Here is a 14,817-nt window from a genome sequence, read left to right as displayed (position 1 = left end):
CCCTATCGGTGGCGAGACTGCGGAAGTACGTAGGGAATATGCCGCGCCGGCAGCCGGCCGACGACACCACCAATGCCATAGACCCTTGCAATGGTCTCATCGCTGATCGTTTCCAGCGATGGGCCACTGGCCGTCACCCGGCCGCCATGCATGACGATAAGTTGATCGGCAAATTCCGCGGCCAGATTGAGATCGTGCAGGATGGCGAGAACCAGCCCGCCGCCGCTTGCAAAATCCCGCGCCGTTTCCAGCACGGCGATCTGGTGGCCGATATCGAGACTTGCGGTGGGCTCGTCGAGGAAGAGCGCCCTTGCCTCGCCATTTTCAACCGGGTTCGGTACCTGCGCCAGCGCCCGCGCAAACTGCACCCGCTGCTGCTCGCCGCCTGAGAGCATATTGTAGGACCGCTGTTCGAAACCGCGCAGCCCGGCCTTGGCAAGAGCCCGGCGGGCCTGCTCTTCCGGCGCACGCGACCCCTGCGCGACCGCCCCCATGCGGACGATTTCGAGCGCAGTGAAAGGGAAGGCGAGCTGGGTGCTCTGGGGCAGCACGGCGCGGAGCCGCGCAAGCTGGACCGGCGTGAACACCGGCAGGTCGACATCATTATAGGTCACCAAACCGGCCTCAGCGCGCATCTCGCCCGAGAGAACCTTCATCAGCGTGGATTTGCCGGCACCGTTGGGACCGATGATGACATTGACCTTGCCGGGTTTCAGATCGACGCTGACTTCATCAAGCAGCCGACGGCCGGAGCGGATGAGGGTAAGGTTTTCGGCCCGGATCATGACATGTTCCGCATGGAAAAACCGCCGCGTCCCAGCAGCAGGAACAGAAAGACCGGCGCACCGATGAGCGCCGTGACGACGCCGATCGGCAGTTCCGCCGGTGCGGCCACCGTGCGGGCGAAACTGTCGGCCAGCAGCAAAAGCGCCGCCCCGCCAAGGGCGGAGGCCGGCAGCAGGAAACGATGCGACGGGCCGATGGCGAGGCGAAGCAGATGCGGCACGACGATACCGACAAAGCCGATGGAACCCGCCGCCGCCACGCTCGCCCCGCAGGCGGCGGCAACGGCCAGAATGACGACCCGTTTCAGCCGCTGCACCGGTATTCCCATATGGAAGGCGGCCGCATCCCCGAGGATGAGCGCATCCAGCCCGCGCGCGACGAAGGGAATGATGGCGAGAACGACGATGATGAAAGGCAGGGTGGCCAGTACCTTGGCGGGCGTTGCCCCGCCGAGAGAACCGAGCGACCAGAAGGTGATGTCGCGCAGCGCCCGGTCATCGGCGACGAATATCATCAACCCGGTCATCGCACCGCTGATGGCCGCCACCGCAATGCCGGCCAGAATGAGTGTGGTGGTTGAGGTCGCGCCGTCCTTCGTGGCGATCAGATAAAGCACCCAGGTGTTCAGGAGCCCGCCGAAGAAGGCCATGATCGGCAGGAAGTGAGGGCCGAAAAACAGCGCGACCGTGGCAAGCGCGCCTTCCCCGAGCGAAATGGCGGCGACAGCAAAGAGCGCAGCGCCCGAGGTGACGCCGACAATACCGGGATCGGCCAATGGATTGCGGAACAGGCCCTGCATCATCGCCCCTGAAACAGCGAGTCCCGCGCCGATCAACATGCCGAGCGCCGTGCGCGGCAGGCGCACCGCCTCGAGAATGATCCTGTCGCGCGCATCGAGCTGATCCGCGCCGCCGGTGAGATAGGCAAGGAGTTCGGAGATGCCGACGCCCGTGGGTCCGCTGATCAGCGATACGCCACAGGCAAACAGCAGGATGCCGACGAGCACGACAAGGGCAACAACGCCCTGACGGGATCTGTCGCCCGCAACGCTGCCCTCGGTCGAACTCAAGACGGCTAGGCTCACGGCTTCACCACATCAGGATAGAGCTTGTTTGCCAGCTCCCGGCCTGCAGCGGGCGTGCGGGGGCCGAAACCGATAAGATAAAGCCCATCCATGCTGATGAGCGCCTTGCTGGCGGCGGCGGGTGTAGACTGGAACGCGGGAAGCGCGAAAGTCTCATCCGCCTTGGCGGCGTGGTCGCCGCGCGCCATTGTGAGTACCACGTCGGGCGCCGCGGCAATGACCGCCTCGTCCGTCAGCGGTTTGTAACCGGTAATGTCCTCCGCCGCGTTGATACCCCCAGCCATTTCGATGATCGCCGCCGCCTCTGTATCCTTGCCCGCCGCCATGACGCGGCCACCGGCAGTGGAAAGCACGAACAGAACGCGTTTCCGGCCCTGTTCCGGCACGGCGGAGACGTCCTTGGTGAGCGCATCAAGCCCCGCCCTGGTCTCGGCAGCCAGCGCCTTCGCCTTGTCCGAGAGCCCCACGGCCGCACCGACATCCTCGATCTTTTTAGGGATTGCATCGCCGCTCGGCGGCGTATCGACGGTGACGAAAGGCACCGCGCTGGCTTTCAGGATGGCGATGACGTCCGCCGGGCCTGAGCCGTCTTCGGAGAGAATGAGATCGGGTTTCTGCGACAGGATACCTTCTGAAGACAGTGCCCGCATATAACCGACGTCAGGCTTTGCAAGCGCATCGGCCGGATAGCTGCTGGTGCTGTCGCGCGCCACGATACGGTCTCCTGCACCCAGCGCATAAAGGATTTCCGTAACCGTACCGCCCAGGGCAACGATGCGTTTAGCCTCCGGATTACCCTTGTCCGAAGCCATGGCGGCCGGCGCGGCAAAGGCAATTGCGGCGGGCACGAGGGCGGCGAAAACAAAGGAACGAAGACGGGAATTCAACATGGCGTTATCCTGAAAAACGACCCGGCGCAGGTTCACCCGCGCCACTAATCTTGAGTTATTTACACATGTTTATACGCCGCGCAATCGATAAGTGGAGTATTTTTGTTCGCTTTGGCGTGAACCCCTTCCCAACCCCGTCCGCGGACGATATCCTGACTGAAACAGGAAACTTAAAGGGAGACTTTCATGTTTATCGCAATGAACCGCTTTCGCGTCGTGCCGGGTTACGAAGACACGTTCGAATCCATCTGGCGCGAGCGCAAATCGCATCTGAGCGAATTGCCGGGCTATATCGAATTTCACATGCTGAAGGGCCCGAAGGCGGACGATCACACGCTTTATGCTTCGCACACCGTCTGGGCCACCAAGGACGATTTCCTTGCCTGGACGAAATCCGAACAGTTCCGCGCCGCCCATGCCAAGGCCGGCGAGAACCGCGGCAAGGTGGAATATCTCTCCGGTCCGCATTTCGAAGGTTTCGACGTCATTATCCACGAAGACAAGAATGGCGAGCGCCGTTCGATTGCCGCCTGAGGCTACCGATGAGCATTGCAGTCCAAAAGACGAACGACGACAGGCGGGCACGCGCCGCCGCCGCGCTCGCTGAAAAACCTGATGGCATCGTGGAGGCCATCGCCTCCAAGGCCGAGGTGACGCCGGCTGAAATTCTGGCGATCCTGCCGGAAGGTGCGGCCGTTTCCGCTGCCTCCTACCGCTTCGATGCGATCTGGAACGAGATGCGCGGCTGGGGTGAAATCCTGATGATCGTGCAGACCGGCGATATCGTGCTGGAAGTGCCGGGCCACCTGCCGGAAGGCAGCGAAAGTCACGGCTGGTTCAACATCCACGGCGACAGCCCCATCGGCGGTCACATCAAGAAGGACAATTGCGCCGGCATCACCTTCGTCGACCGCGGCTTCCACGGACGCCGCTCCTGTTCCGTCTGGTTCATGAATGCCGCCGGCGGCGCCATGTTCAAGGTGTTCGTCCGCCGCGACGAGAACAAGGAGTTGCTGGCCGAACAACTGGCGAAGTTCGAAGCGCTGCGGAACGGTTTCCGCGGCTGAGAGCTGAGCGGAGGCCGCCGGCAAGGAGTTGCTCCCTTGGACGATGCGGCCTCCCACCACCCTCATTCCTGTGCTCGTCACAGGAATCCAACCAGCCCAGGCCCTTCGGCTGAAAAGAATCTTCCCGCCACGCAGACGCGTGTCGACTGGTGTCCTGTGACAAGCATGGGAATGAGGGCGGAGGGGATGCAAATGACATAGATCCTCCCGTCGCTCCCTTGCCATCCACACCAAATGTCCACCTGACCGGATTTGAAAATCCGGTTCATCGCACGTTCAGTGCCGTTTTTTATCATCCGGTTCAATTCCACCGGAACCAGCACGGAGCAAGCACCATGACCGACCACCAGCCCCTTCTTTCGCGCCGCAGTTTCGCCGGTCTTCTCGCGCTTGCCCCGCTCTTTGCGGCAGGCGGCGCGGCGGCGGCACCGGCGAGCCTGCGCGGCAGCGTCTCCTATCGCGAACGCATCGCCCTGCCGCCGGGCGCAACCGTTACCGTGCGCCTGATCGATGTGTCGCTGGCGGACGCGCCGTCACAGACGATTGCCGAAACCACCATTCGCCCGCGCGGCCAGGTGCCGGTGCCCTTCGTGCTGCGTTATGACGACCGCGACATCCGTGGCCGCCGCGCCTATGCGCTGAGCGCCGAAATCCGCGACCGCGACCGGCTGCTCTTTACCACCACCCGGCGCTATTCCGTCCTGACCGGTGGCCGCGACGATACCGATCTCGTGCTGGAGCGCGTCGGCGCCGGCCCGGGCCGCCCGGAGCCGGAAGCCGGTATCGATGGGCGCTGGCTGGTCGAGGAAATCCGCGGCGAGAGGGTTCGCGGCCGCCGACAGGCGACGCTGGAAATCTCCCGCGAAGGCCGCGTTTCCGGAAATGCCGGCTGTAACGGCATTGGCGGTGAAGTGAAGATCAACCGTAACCGTGTCGATTTCGGCCGGATGATTTCCACCCAGATGGCCTGCGCGCCAGACATCATGCGCCAGGAGCGGCAGTTCATCGAAGCCCTGGAAGGCGCCCGCTCCTTCAGGCTGGAGCCGCGCCGCGGCGCGCTGGAACTGCTTGACGGCCGCGGCCGCACGGCAATGCGCCTGCGCCGCGCCTGAGGTTGGCGACCGCCCCGGCAAAACACCCCGCGTCGCCGTGCTGGCCATGGAACATTCCATGTCGCTTCCGGCACGGCGCGCTTCCCTTTCCCGCCCTATGACTTTGACTGCGTTCGTCTTGACGCTTTGCTCCACCGCGGAGCTGCGCTATGGAACGCGCCGAACTGCGTCGGCTGATACCGGCGCGACGTCTCTGAGGGAAAACGAATGACATCCTATGTTCTGACCGTAGCCTGCAAATCGACCCGCGGCATCGTCGCCGCGATTTCCGGTTATCTGGCGGAGAAAGGCTGCAATATCGTCGACAGTTCGCAGTTCGACGACCTCGAGACCGGCAAGTTCTTCATGCGCGTCTCCTTCATCTCGGAAGAGGGCGCCTCCCTTGAAGCCATTACCGACGGGTTCCGGCCGGTGGCGGAAAAATTCGGCATGGAAGCGGATATCTACCCGGACGGCCAACGCATGAAGACGCTGCTGATGGTGTCGCGTTTCGGCCATTGCCTCAACGACCTGCTCTATCGCTGGAAGATCGGCGCGCTGCCGATCGACATCGTCGGTGTCGTGTCCAACCATTTCGATTACCAGAAAGTGGTCGTCAACCACGACATCCCCTTCCACCACATCAAGGTGACGAAGGAGAACAAGCCGAAGGCCGAAGCCCAGCTCATGGAGCTCGTCGAGACAACAGGCACGGAACTCGTCGTGCTCGCCCGCTACATGCAGGTGCTCTCCGATGACCTCTGCCGCAAGATGTCAGGCAAGATCATCAACATCCACCACTCCTTCCTGCCGAGCTTCAAGGGCGCGAACCCCTACAAGCAGGCCTATGAGCGCGGCGTGAAGCTGATCGGCGCGACAGCGCATTATGTAACAGCCGATCTCGACGAAGGCCCGATCATCGAGCAGGACACGGTGCGCATCACCCACGCGCAATCAGCCGATGACTATGTCTCGCTTGGTCGCGATGTGGAAAGCCAGGTGCTGGCCCGCGCCATCCACGCCCACATCCACCACCGCACATTCATCAACGGCAACCGCACCGTGGTCTTCCCGCCAAGCCCGGGAAGCTATGCTTCCGAGCGGATGGGGTGAAATCGGGATACACCTGATAAAGCCGGCGGAATTATTTTCGCCGGCCAGCAACCCAGCATATCCAGTAACCGTTTCTTCGCCGTAGCCTAACAGCGAGGTCATTCACATGAAAAAGCTCGTCATTACCGGCGTCGCGTTGCTCATCGCGGCGGGGTCCGGTTTCGCCCAGCAGCCGCCCCCACCGCCGCCGGGACCGGCGGATGCCAGTCAAAGCGCCGATGCCCCACCACCGCCTCCTCCTCCCGGCCCTGGCGGCCCCAAGGAAGCAGGCTGGCGCGGCGGCCCGCATGGCAAGAGAATGCCGCCACCGCCCTCCAAGGCGGCGCATTTCAGGATCGAAGACGGCGAACGCAAGATCGACGTCAAATGCGCCGACGACGAGCCGATGAAGGCCTGCGCCGACATCATGATGCAGATCATCGACAAGATGAACGAATAGGGCCGGCAGGTCCTGCACTGAGGCGGCGTAGCAGCGCCGCTTCAGGGAAACACCACCCGCGCCTTCAACCCACGCCCACCCGCACCATCCTCCAGCATCAGCCGCCCGCCGAACAGCCCGGCGATCTCCTCGATGATCGCAAGGCCGAGGCCGGCGCCGGGGGCCGCGTTTTCTTCGCCGCGGGCGAAGCGCTGGCGCACCATGGCGCGTTTTTCAGGCGGGATGCCTGGGCCGTTATCTTCCACTTCCAGCCAGACGACGCCCGTCTCCCTGCCCACGCGGACGGTGACTTCCGCGCCGCGACCGGCATAATTGATGGCGTTGGAAACGAGGTTGCCGATCAACTCGCCGATCAAGAGCGGTTCGGCGAGAATGGTCGCCTCGACCTCGCCTTCGAAACCGAGATCGATACCCGCCTCAGCGGCCCGCGGCACGAAATCGGCCGTCACGTTCTGCGCCACAGCCACGAGGTCTATCGCGGAAAAATCATGTTTCTCGCTGGAGCCGGCAGCATCGATATTGGCCATGCGCAGAAGCTGGGCAAGGATATGCTCGGCATGGGCGACCGATGCCCCACCCTTCAGCGCCGCCGCCTGCGCTTCCTCAAGGCTGGCGGCGCGGGCGGAAAGAGCCAGCTGGGTGCTGATGATGGCAAGCGGTGTGCGCAGCTGGTGGCTGGCATTGCCGGTGAAATGCCTGAGCGCATCCAGCGCCGATTGCAGCCGCACCATGAAGGAATTGACCGTTTCCACCAGGCTCTCCACCTCGACAGGCACGGATTGGCGGATGGGGTGCAGATCGTTCGGGCTGCGCTCGGCAATGGCTTCGCTGAGCCGGTAAAGCGGGCGCAGCGAAATCGTCACCGCGATCCAGACGATGATCGCCGCCCCGACGATCATCAAAAGCAGGCGCAGCGCCGAGCGCAGGATGATTGCCTGCGCCAGCTGGCTGCGGGCAATGGTGGTTTCGGCAACCGTGACGGAAAAGGGCACGGAATTGATGCCGGTCGAAGCAAAACGGCGGATAGCCGCGATGCGGATCGGTTCATCGCGAAACACGGCATCACGAAAGGCGGGCGTATCACCCTTCGGGTTCGCGACCGTTGGCAGGTTCTGATAGCCGGTGAGGAATTGCCCGTTCGGCCCGTCGACACGGTAAAACACCCGGTCCTGGGCAGCCGATGTCAGCATTTCCAGCGCCACATAGGGAATGTCCACTTCCAGCGAACCGTCCTCGGCCACCACCACCCGCTCGGCAATGGCGAGCGCGGAACCGGAAAGCACCCGGTCTGAAACCACATTGGCGGTGTTGACCGCCTCGCGCCAGGTATCGGTCAGCGCAACGCAGCCGATGATGGCGGTGGAGATGAGGAGCCAGCCTAGAAGTCGCCGCCTGAGCGAATAGGCGGCCTGTATCATTCAGCCATCTCCGGCAGCTTTTCGAGATAATAACCGATGCCGCGCGCCGTCTTCACCGTCAGCCCGTGCGGCGCGAGCCGCTTGCGCAGGCGGCTGACATATTGCTCGATGGCATTTGCGGAAATATCGTCGTCGAAACCTGTCAGTGACTGCACGATCGCCTCTTTGGCGACAACCTTGCCCGCCCGCATGAACAGCACCTCCAGCAGCGCCACTTCGCGCGCCGGAATATCGAGCGGGCGACCGTCCGCCGAAAAGGTGCGGGAATTAAGATCGAACAGCACCTTGCCGAAACTCAGCGCCGAAGAGCGCAGCCCGGCATTACGGCGCAGAAGCACCCGCACCCTCGCCTCGAACTCGGTGATATCGAAGGGCTTGATCATGTAATCGTCGGCACCGAGATCGAGCCCCTTGACCTTTTCTTCCGGCGTGCCGCGCGCCGTCAGGATCAGCACCGCCGCCTTGTCCTGACGCGATCGCATGGAGCGCAGCACCTCGATGCCATCCATTTCCGGCAGGTTGAGATCGAGAATGACCAGATCGAAACTTTCCGCCGTAATTGCCGCATCGGCGGAGGCGCCATCAGAAACCACATCCACCGCATAACCGCTGCCCCGCAGAAGCGCCGAAAGCCCTTCCGACAGCACCTGATTGTCCTCGACCAGCAAAATACGCAAATCTTCCTCCTGCAACATTGCCGAGTTTAACCAGACCCTTACCGCTTGTGAATGGCCAGCGCCTGCGGCATGATCTTTTCCATGCGTATCTGCCTTCTTCTCTGTCTCTGTCTCTGCATGGCCTCGCCTGCGCTTGCCCAGGCCGTCGTTTTTCCGGCTCCCTCCGGCAAGGCGGATGCGCAGACACTGGTGGTCTATTCCTCGCTCGACGAACCGCTGGCGACCCCGATGATCGAGGGTTTCCAGAAGGCCAATCCCGATATTGCCGTCCATTATGAGGATATGCTGACCGGCGAAATCTACGACCGTATCGTCAAGGAAACCGATGCTGGCAAGAAGACCGCCGATTTCGCCTTTTCCTCGGCCATGGACCTGCAGGTGAAGCTGAGCAATGACGGTTATGCCCAGCGGTCGGATCTCGCCATGAGCGCCCGCTGGCCCGCCTGGGCGAACTGGCGCAACACCGCCTATGCGCTGACCTTCGAGCCGGCGGTTTTTGTCTATCACAAGCCAAGCTTCACCACCGAAAAGCCGCCCGCCACCCGCGCCGAATTTGTCGATTATCTCGAACGCCACGCCAAAGAGGTGCATGGCCGTATCGCGACCTATGACATCGAACGCTCCGGCGTCGGCTTCCTGTTCATGTCACGCGATCAGGAACAGTTCGGCGATATATGGAGCGTCATCAAGGCCATGGGTGCCGCGGGTGTGAAGGTTTATTCCACCTCCTCGGCCATTCTGGAGCGCGTCTCCGACGGCCGCTTCGTGATGGGTTACAATATTCTCGGCTCCTACGCGGCAGACTGGGCCTCACGCCACCCGGATGTCGGCATCGTTCTGCCGAAGGATTATACCGTCGTGATGTCGCGCATCGGGCTGGTGCCGGAAGCCGCAGCCAATCCTGAACTCGGCCGCCGCTACCTCGAATTCTTCATGTCCAAGGAAGGTCAGACGATCATGGCCCGGCAATTGCAAATCCCCGCCGTCAGCCCGGAAGTGGCGGGCGAAAACACGGCGAACACCATGCAGGCCATCCACGGTGCGCAATTGCGGCCGGTCCCGGTCAGCCCCGGCCTGATGGTCTATCTGGATCAGGTCAAGCGCACCCGCCTCATCGAGCGTTGGAACGAGGCGCTGCGGTCGCAGTAGGTTTGAGCGCCCCCACCATCCCCCAGTCCTGTGCTTGTCACAGAAATGAGGGTGAAGCAGGCTTCAAAGGCGCAAAACAAAGTCATCCACACGCCACAGTGGACGTGCGGCACAAATTAATAGAGAGTAAATGCGCAAGGACTTGCGTTGCGTCAGTTAGATGACAGCTTTTTGTGATGCTCTGCAATCCTTCTTCATTCCGTGGAGGCGGAAGAAGATGCGGGAGGAAATCTTGAGGATTGCCAAGGCCCAGCGTTGAGTACTCAGCGTCGGCACAGATGCGCCCTGAAGCCCCTTCCGCATAAACGAAAAACGACGCCCAAAAGGGCATCCTGAGGAGGGTTTTCTACGTGAAACATTTTCTTATCGGCACATTTCTGGCGGGCATGATCGCGCTTCCGGCGGCTGCGGCAGATTACACCGTCATCGCACCGGCCAATCCCGGCGGCGGCTGGGACCAGACCGCGCGCTCGCTGCAGAGCGTGCTGCAGGAAGAAGGCATTTCCAAGAGCGTTCAGGTGCAGAACGTACCGGGCGCCGGCGGCACCATCGGTCTTGCGCAATTCGCCAGCCAGCAGAAGGGTAACCCGCACGCCCTCATCGTCGGCGGTTATGTCATGGTCGGCGCGATCCTCACCAACAATGCGCCCGTGACGCTGAAGGAAGTGACCCCGATCGCCCGCCTGACCGGCGAATATGAAGCGATCGTCGTTCCGGCATCCTCGCCGCTGAAGACCATCGGCGATCTCATCGACCAGCTGAAGAAAGACCCGGGCAGCGTTTCCTGGGGCGGCGGCTCTGCCGGCGGCACCGACCATATCGCCGTTGGCCTGATTGCCAAGGCGGCCGGCGTCGATCCGACCAAGATCAACTACATCGCCTATTCCGGCGGCGGCGAAGCACTTGCCTCGATCCTCGGTTCGCAGGTCACCGCTGGCGTTTCCGGCTATGGCGAATTCGAAGGCCAGGTGAAGGCCGGCACGCTGCGCCTTCTCGCGGTCACCAGCGAAAACCGTCTTGAGGGCGTCGACGCACCGACGCTGAAGGAAAGCGGCCTCGATGTCGTGGTTCAGAACTGGCGCATGGTTGCGGCCGCTCCCGGCATTTCCGCCGATCAGGAAAAGGCCATCAATGCCGACGTCGAGAAGCTGGTGAAATCCGCCAAGTGGCAGGAAACCCTGAAGACAAAGGGCTGGATGGATACCTATCTCGCCGGTGACGCCTTCAAGGAACAGCTTGCCAAGGACACCGCCGCCACCGAAACCATCCTCAAAGACATCGGACTGGTAAAATGAGCCAGGGTTCCAACCCTTCGCATGATCAAAAGCGTCGCCCCGACTGGGCGGCGCTGGTCATCGCCGTCGCCCTCGTCGCTGTTGCCAGCGTCATCTTCTGGGATAGCGCCCGCCTTGCCAGCGTCACCGGTTATTCCCCTGTCGGCCCGGCAACAGTACCCTACGCCATCGCCTTCTGTCTTGTCGGACTGGCGATCTGGACGGCCGTCGAGGCTTGGCGCGGGGATTTTCCCGAGCGCGACAGGCAGGAAATCGCTCCGGTCGTGTGGGTCATTGCCGGCCTTGCCGCCCAGATGCTGCTGCTGACAGTTGCCGGCTTTTCCATTGCCACCGGTCTGCTGTTCGCCTTCACGGCACGCGCTTTCGGCAAACGCAAGCTCTGGTTCTCGATACCGGTCGGCATTGTGCTGAGTTTTGCCATCTGGATCGTTTTTGCCCAGCTGCTGCAGCTTTCGCTGCCCGCCGGACCTCTGGAACGGCTGTTCTTCTGACAGCCATTCCAACCATATTCGAGATCACAGGAACCGCCGGCGCGCACTGACGCCAAAGCCAGCCGTTCCGCCCGCCCTTCCGCTCGACAGGGGGACATCTGTCCATGAGTACCTTTGAATTCCTGCTGCACGGTCTTGAGGTTGCCGCCCAACCCATGAACCTGCTCTATGCGCTGATCGGCGTGACACTCGGCACCGCCGTCGGCGTTCTGCCCGGCATCGGCCCCGCCTTGACCGTCGCGCTGCTCCTGCCCGTCACCTACCGGCTCGACGCTGCCGGTTCGCTCATCATGTTCGCCGGCATCTATTATGGCGGCATGTATGGCGGTTCGACCACCTCCATCCTGCTCAACACGCCGGGCGAAAGCGCCTCGATCGTGACCGCGCTCGAAGGCAACAAGATGGCCCGCAAGGGCAGAGGCGGCCCGGCCCTCGCCACCGCCGCCATCGGCTCCTTCGTGGCCGGCCTCATCGCCACCATCGCGCTCGCCTTCGTCGCGCCCTACATCGTCAAGCTGGCGCTGGTCTTCGGACCACGCGAATATTTCGCACTGATGGTGCTGGCTTTCGTCACCGTTTCCTCCGCCTTCGGGGATTCGGCGCTGCGCGGTCTCACCTCGCTGTTCATCGGCTTTGCGCTGGCCATCGTCGGCATCGACCAGCTGACCGGCCAGACCCGCATGAGCTTCGGCATTCCCGACCTGCTCGACGGCGTGGAAGTTACAACGCTTGCGGTCGCCATGTTCGCCATCGGCGAAACGCTGTTCATCGTGGCGCAGGGCCAGAGCGGCGACGACAAGGTCGAAGCCGTCAAGGGTTCGGTCTGGATGAGCGCGCAGGACTGGGCGCGTTCGTGGAAGGCTTGGCTGCGCGGCACCCTGATCGGCTTCCCGATTGGCGCGATGCCTGCCGGCGGCGCTGAAATCGGCACGTTCCTGTCCTATGCCACCGAAAAGAAGCTGACCAAATATCCGGAAGAATTCGGCAACGGCGCGATTGAAGGCGTTGCGGGTCCGGAAGCGGCGAACAACGCCTCGGCTGCCGGTACGCTGGTGCCGCTCCTGACGCTCGGCCTGCCGACGACGGCAACAGCGGCCATCATGCTCGCCGGTTTCCAGCAGTTCGGCCTGCAGCCCGGCCCCCTGCTGTTTGCCACCAATCCGCAGCTGGTCTGGGGCCTGATCGCCAGCCTCTTCATCGCCAACCTGATGCTGCTGGTGCTCAACCTGCCGCTCGTCGGTCTCTGGGTGAAGCTGCTGACCATTCCGAAGCCCTGGCTTTACGCCGGCATCCTGCTGTTCGCTACGCTCGGCACCATCGGCGCCAACCCGTCGGTGTTCGAACTCGGCATGCTGCTCGCCTTCGGCATCCTCGGCTACATCATGCGCATCTTCGGTTATCCGATCGCGCCTGCGGTTGTCGGCCTCATCCTTGGCCCGCTCGCCGAACAGCAGCTTCGCCGCGCACTGGCCATCGGCCAGGGCGACCCGACCGTGCTGTTCACCTCGCCGATTGCCGTTGGCCTGTTCATCGTCGCGGCAGCCGCCTTCATCATTCCGCTCATCATGCGTATCCGCGGCCGTGGCGAGGTGCTGACGCAGCTTGCCGCCAACGAGGATTGAGAACCAAAGAACCTCCCAAGGCAACTGGCCCCGTATCTCCGGATACGGGGCTTTTTTTGTGGAACGTTATGGATTGCGGCGAGGTTGGGGGCGGCATAGATTTTATGAAACCCTCTGAGGAACCCTGTCATGCGCAGCCTTGCAATCCTGACCATCCTTGCTTTAACCGGTTGCACTACCGCCGCCCCCGATGTGGAACCCATTCCCGGCAGTATCACCTATGGCGGGCAGCCCCGTACCAAACTGACAAAGTCCCCCGTCGGCAGTACGCTCAGCAACGAATTCGTGATGGGCGACGGAAGGCTGGCGATCGAGACTTACCGGGTGCAGCCGGACCGATCGTTGAAACTGGAGAGGCGCGAAATCGTCGGCGACTGGCCACCGGATTGACAGCGGCTGTCACGTTGGTCGTGATCGGTAAAACAGACGGGTAAAAGGCACCGACCAAAGTGACGCCGGCCTTTCCTTCCCCTCAACGTCACCTCGGACTTGATCCGAGAATCCATCACCACCACCGCAGTGGGATACTCGGGTCAAGCCCGAGCATGACGGGGAAGAGGTTCGAGCAGATGTTTCATCTGCCCCCCACATTTCCCGCTCACGGCAATTCAGAACCATTCTAAAACATAATTTTGATTTCCGCCCGCCTTGCCAATAAAGCTGATAACGGACATCAAGTTAACCCGACGGAAAGCTTTCCGCCGGTCCGGAACCATTCGCAAGGGACATATTCGTGGCCATCAACTTCACCTTCCCCGTTCGGCTGCTGGCGGCAGCGGCCTTCAGCCTTGGCGCGATGACCGCAAGCGCCGAGGAAATGACGATCAAGCACGCCCAGGGCGAGACCGTGCTGAAAGCCGCGCCGAAAAAAGTTCTGGTTCTTGATGTTCCCTCGCTCGACAATCTCGATGCACTTGGCGTCGAACCGACGGGCGTCGTCGGCTCCAACCTGCCGACCTATCTGCAGAAATATGCCGACGGTAAATATCTGAAGGTCGGCACGCTGTTTGAGCCCGATTACGAGGCGATCAATGCAGCAGAGGCCGATCTCGTCATCGTTGGCGGCCGTTCGCGGGCAAAATATCCGGATGTTGCCAAGATCACACCGGCCATCGACATGTCGGTGGATTCCAAGGAATTCATCGGCAGCGTGAAAGCCAACATCGCCAAGCTTGGCGATATCTTCGGCAAGCAGGAAGAAGCCAAGAAGCTCGATGCCGCCATCGATGAAAAGGTGGCGAAGCTGAAAGAGATCGCCCCCAATTCCGGAACGGCGATGATCCTCGTCACCAATGCCGGCAAGGTCGGCGTTTATGGCCCAGGCTCGCGCACCGGCTGGCTGCACACCGAAATCGGCTTCAAGCCGGTCGCAGCCGACATCGACGACCGCTTCGACCGCGGCGACGTCGTCTCCTTCGAATATCTGGCCGAGGTCAACCCCGAATGGCTGTTCGTGATCGACCGCGATGCCGGCATCGGCCGCGCCACCGATCCCGGCAAGGCGGCCGCGCAGGTGCTGGATAACGAACTGGTCCACCAGACCAACGCCTGGAAGAAAAAGCAGATCGTTTACCTCGACCCGCAGGCGGCCTATATCGTCAGCAGCGGTTATACGGCGCTCACCACCCTGCTCGATCAGGTCTACGAGGCTGTCTCCGACAAGAAATCGTAAAAGCCTCTAGGCATGCGCTTCTG

At 62.2% G+C, this 14,817-nt stretch carries 16 protein-coding genes; 11 read left to right on the top strand and 5 right to left on the bottom strand.

Annotation, left to right across the window (positions count from 1 at the left end):
- Window positions 1–2 precede the first annotated feature (2 nt).
- From WA845_RS05475 to WA845_RS05465, 3 genes are read right to left on the bottom strand one after another with little or no spacing between them, the layout of a single operon-like run.
- The gene (locus WA845_RS05475; RefSeq protein ID WP_004443422.1) at window positions 3–785 is read right to left on the bottom strand and encodes a heme ABC transporter ATP-binding protein; all 783 of its coding nucleotides are present in this window, start codon (window positions 783–785) and stop codon (window positions 3–5) included.
- A complete protein-coding gene (locus tag WA845_RS05470) occupies window positions 782–1,870 on the bottom strand; it encodes a FecCD family ABC transporter permease (protein WP_022556828.1) in 1,089 nt (362 codons plus the stop codon). Before WA845_RS05470 ends, WA845_RS05475 begins: the two co-directional genes overlap by 4 nt.
- The gene (locus WA845_RS05465; RefSeq protein WP_004443429.1) at window positions 1,867–2,760 is read right to left on the bottom strand and encodes a heme/hemin ABC transporter substrate-binding protein; all 894 of its coding nucleotides are present in this window, start codon (window positions 2,758–2,760) and stop codon (window positions 1,867–1,869) included. Before WA845_RS05465 ends, WA845_RS05470 begins: the two co-directional genes overlap by 4 nt.
- A gap of 186 nt (window positions 2,761–2,946) precedes the next feature.
- On the opposite strand from WA845_RS05465, the gene WA845_RS05460 reads away from it, so the two are divergent.
- From WA845_RS05460 to WA845_RS05440, 5 genes are all read left to right on the top strand, one after another.
- Window positions 2,947–3,294 carry an antibiotic biosynthesis monooxygenase family protein gene (locus tag WA845_RS05460; RefSeq protein ID WP_004429958.1) on the top strand — a complete coding sequence of 116 codons (348 nt, stop codon included), beginning with the start codon at window positions 2,947–2,949 and terminating at the stop codon, window positions 3,292–3,294.
- 8 nt (window positions 3,295–3,302) lie between these two features.
- Window positions 3,303–3,827 (top strand): heme utilization cystosolic carrier protein HutX, encoded by a 525-nt coding sequence (gene hutX, locus WA845_RS05455; RefSeq protein WP_337322222.1) that lies wholly within the window; start codon window positions 3,303–3,305, stop codon window positions 3,825–3,827.
- A gap of 335 nt (window positions 3,828–4,162) precedes the next feature.
- A complete protein-coding gene (locus WA845_RS05450) occupies window positions 4,163–4,939 on the top strand; it encodes a YbaY family lipoprotein (RefSeq protein WP_112557388.1) in 777 nt (258 codons plus the stop codon).
- A 207-nt stretch (window positions 4,940–5,146) separates the two neighbouring features.
- On the top strand, window positions 5,147–6,031 hold the full coding sequence (purU, locus tag WA845_RS05445) for a formyltetrahydrofolate deformylase (protein WP_006700424.1): 885 nt from the start codon (window positions 5,147–5,149) through the stop codon (window positions 6,029–6,031).
- 106 nt (window positions 6,032–6,137) lie between these two features.
- Window positions 6,138–6,470, top strand: a complete 333-nt coding sequence (locus tag WA845_RS05440; RefSeq protein ID WP_112557390.1) for a hypothetical protein — start codon at window positions 6,138–6,140, stop codon at window positions 6,468–6,470.
- 41 nt (window positions 6,471–6,511) lie between these two features.
- Here the strand turns inward: WA845_RS05440 and WA845_RS05435 are convergent, their stop codons facing one another.
- Entirely contained in the window at window positions 6,512–7,888 is a 1,377-nt protein-coding gene (locus tag WA845_RS05435; RefSeq protein WP_337322221.1) for a sensor histidine kinase, read from the bottom strand.
- Window positions 7,885–8,565, bottom strand: a complete 681-nt coding sequence (locus tag WA845_RS05430) for a response regulator (RefSeq protein ID WP_004443444.1) — start codon at window positions 8,563–8,565, stop codon at window positions 7,885–7,887. The genes WA845_RS05435 and WA845_RS05430 overlap by 4 nt, the downstream gene beginning before the upstream one ends.
- A gap of 81 nt (window positions 8,566–8,646) precedes the next feature.
- On the opposite strand from WA845_RS05430, the gene WA845_RS05425 reads away from it, so the two are divergent.
- The 6 genes from WA845_RS05425 (at window position 8,647) to WA845_RS05400 (ending at window position 14,794) form a co-directional block, all read left to right on the top strand.
- Window positions 8,647–9,714: an ABC transporter substrate-binding protein gene (locus tag WA845_RS05425; RefSeq protein ID WP_006700422.1), complete on the top strand. Its 1,068-nt coding sequence runs from the start codon at window positions 8,647–8,649 to the stop codon at window positions 9,712–9,714.
- 386 nt (window positions 9,715–10,100) lie between these two features.
- Window positions 10,101–11,009 carry a Bug family tripartite tricarboxylate transporter substrate binding protein gene (locus tag WA845_RS05420; RefSeq protein WP_153776944.1) on the top strand — a complete coding sequence of 303 codons (909 nt, stop codon included), beginning with the start codon at window positions 10,101–10,103 and terminating at the stop codon, window positions 11,007–11,009.
- Window positions 11,006–11,500, top strand: a complete 495-nt coding sequence (locus tag WA845_RS05415) for a tripartite tricarboxylate transporter TctB family protein (RefSeq protein WP_035210454.1) — start codon at window positions 11,006–11,008, stop codon at window positions 11,498–11,500. The genes WA845_RS05420 and WA845_RS05415 overlap by 4 nt, the downstream gene beginning before the upstream one ends.
- Window positions 11,501–11,604: 104 nt before the next feature.
- Complete coding sequence (locus WA845_RS05410) at window positions 11,605–13,122, top strand: tripartite tricarboxylate transporter permease (RefSeq protein WP_004443452.1); 1,518 nt, start codon at window positions 11,605–11,607, stop codon at window positions 13,120–13,122.
- A 129-nt stretch (window positions 13,123–13,251) separates the two neighbouring features.
- Window positions 13,252–13,512, top strand: a complete 261-nt coding sequence (locus tag WA845_RS05405) for a hypothetical protein (protein WP_004443453.1) — start codon at window positions 13,252–13,254, stop codon at window positions 13,510–13,512.
- Between the two features lie 343 nt (window positions 13,513–13,855).
- Window positions 13,856–14,794: a siderophore ABC transporter substrate-binding protein gene (locus WA845_RS05400; protein WP_112557320.1), complete on the top strand. Its 939-nt coding sequence runs from the start codon at window positions 13,856–13,858 to the stop codon at window positions 14,792–14,794.
- The last annotated feature ends 23 nt before the right edge of the window (window positions 14,795–14,817 follow it).

The sequence above is a fragment of the Agrobacterium sp. CMT1 genome, assembly GCF_037203725.1.
GTDB classification, from domain to species: domain Bacteria; phylum Pseudomonadota; class Alphaproteobacteria; order Rhizobiales; family Rhizobiaceae; genus Agrobacterium; species Agrobacterium pusense.
Note: the sequence above shows the minus strand (reverse complement) of the source record. Positions and strands in the feature narration are given on the sequence as shown.

What these genes read in the sequence shown, in the direction of transcription:
- WA845_RS05405 (WP_004443453.1), top strand. Translation starts at nt 13,252, where the DNA reads ATGCGCAGCCTTGCAATCCTGACCATCCTTGCTTTAACCGGTTGCACT.
- WA845_RS05415 (WP_035210454.1), top strand. Translation starts at nt 11,006, where the DNA reads ATGAGCCAGGGTTCCAACCCTTCGCATGATCAAAAGCGTCGCCCCGAC.
- WA845_RS05465 (WP_004443429.1), bottom strand. Translation starts at nt 2,760, where the DNA reads ATGTTGAATTCCCGTCTTCGTTCCTTTGTTTTCGCCGCCCTCGTGCCC.
- WA845_RS05450 (WP_112557388.1), top strand. Translation starts at nt 4,163, where the DNA reads ATGACCGACCACCAGCCCCTTCTTTCGCGCCGCAGTTTCGCCGGTCTT.
- WA845_RS05410 (WP_004443452.1), top strand. Translation starts at nt 11,605, where the DNA reads ATGAGTACCTTTGAATTCCTGCTGCACGGTCTTGAGGTTGCCGCCCAA.
- WA845_RS05425 (WP_006700422.1), top strand. Translation starts at nt 8,647, where the DNA reads ATGCGTATCTGCCTTCTTCTCTGTCTCTGTCTCTGCATGGCCTCGCCT.
- WA845_RS05440 (WP_112557390.1), top strand. Translation starts at nt 6,138, where the DNA reads ATGAAAAAGCTCGTCATTACCGGCGTCGCGTTGCTCATCGCGGCGGGG.
- WA845_RS05460 (WP_004429958.1), top strand. Translation starts at nt 2,947, where the DNA reads ATGTTTATCGCAATGAACCGCTTTCGCGTCGTGCCGGGTTACGAAGAC.
- WA845_RS05435 (WP_337322221.1), bottom strand. Translation starts at nt 7,888, where the DNA reads ATGATACAGGCCGCCTATTCGCTCAGGCGGCGACTTCTAGGCTGGCTC.
- WA845_RS05475 (WP_004443422.1), bottom strand. Translation starts at nt 785, where the DNA reads ATGATCCGGGCCGAAAACCTTACCCTCATCCGCTCCGGCCGTCGGCTG.
- purU (WP_006700424.1), top strand. Translation starts at nt 5,147, where the DNA reads ATGACATCCTATGTTCTGACCGTAGCCTGCAAATCGACCCGCGGCATC.
- WA845_RS05420 (WP_153776944.1), top strand. Translation starts at nt 10,101, where the DNA reads ATGATCGCGCTTCCGGCGGCTGCGGCAGATTACACCGTCATCGCACCG.
- hutX (WP_337322222.1), top strand. Translation starts at nt 3,303, where the DNA reads ATGAGCATTGCAGTCCAAAAGACGAACGACGACAGGCGGGCACGCGCC.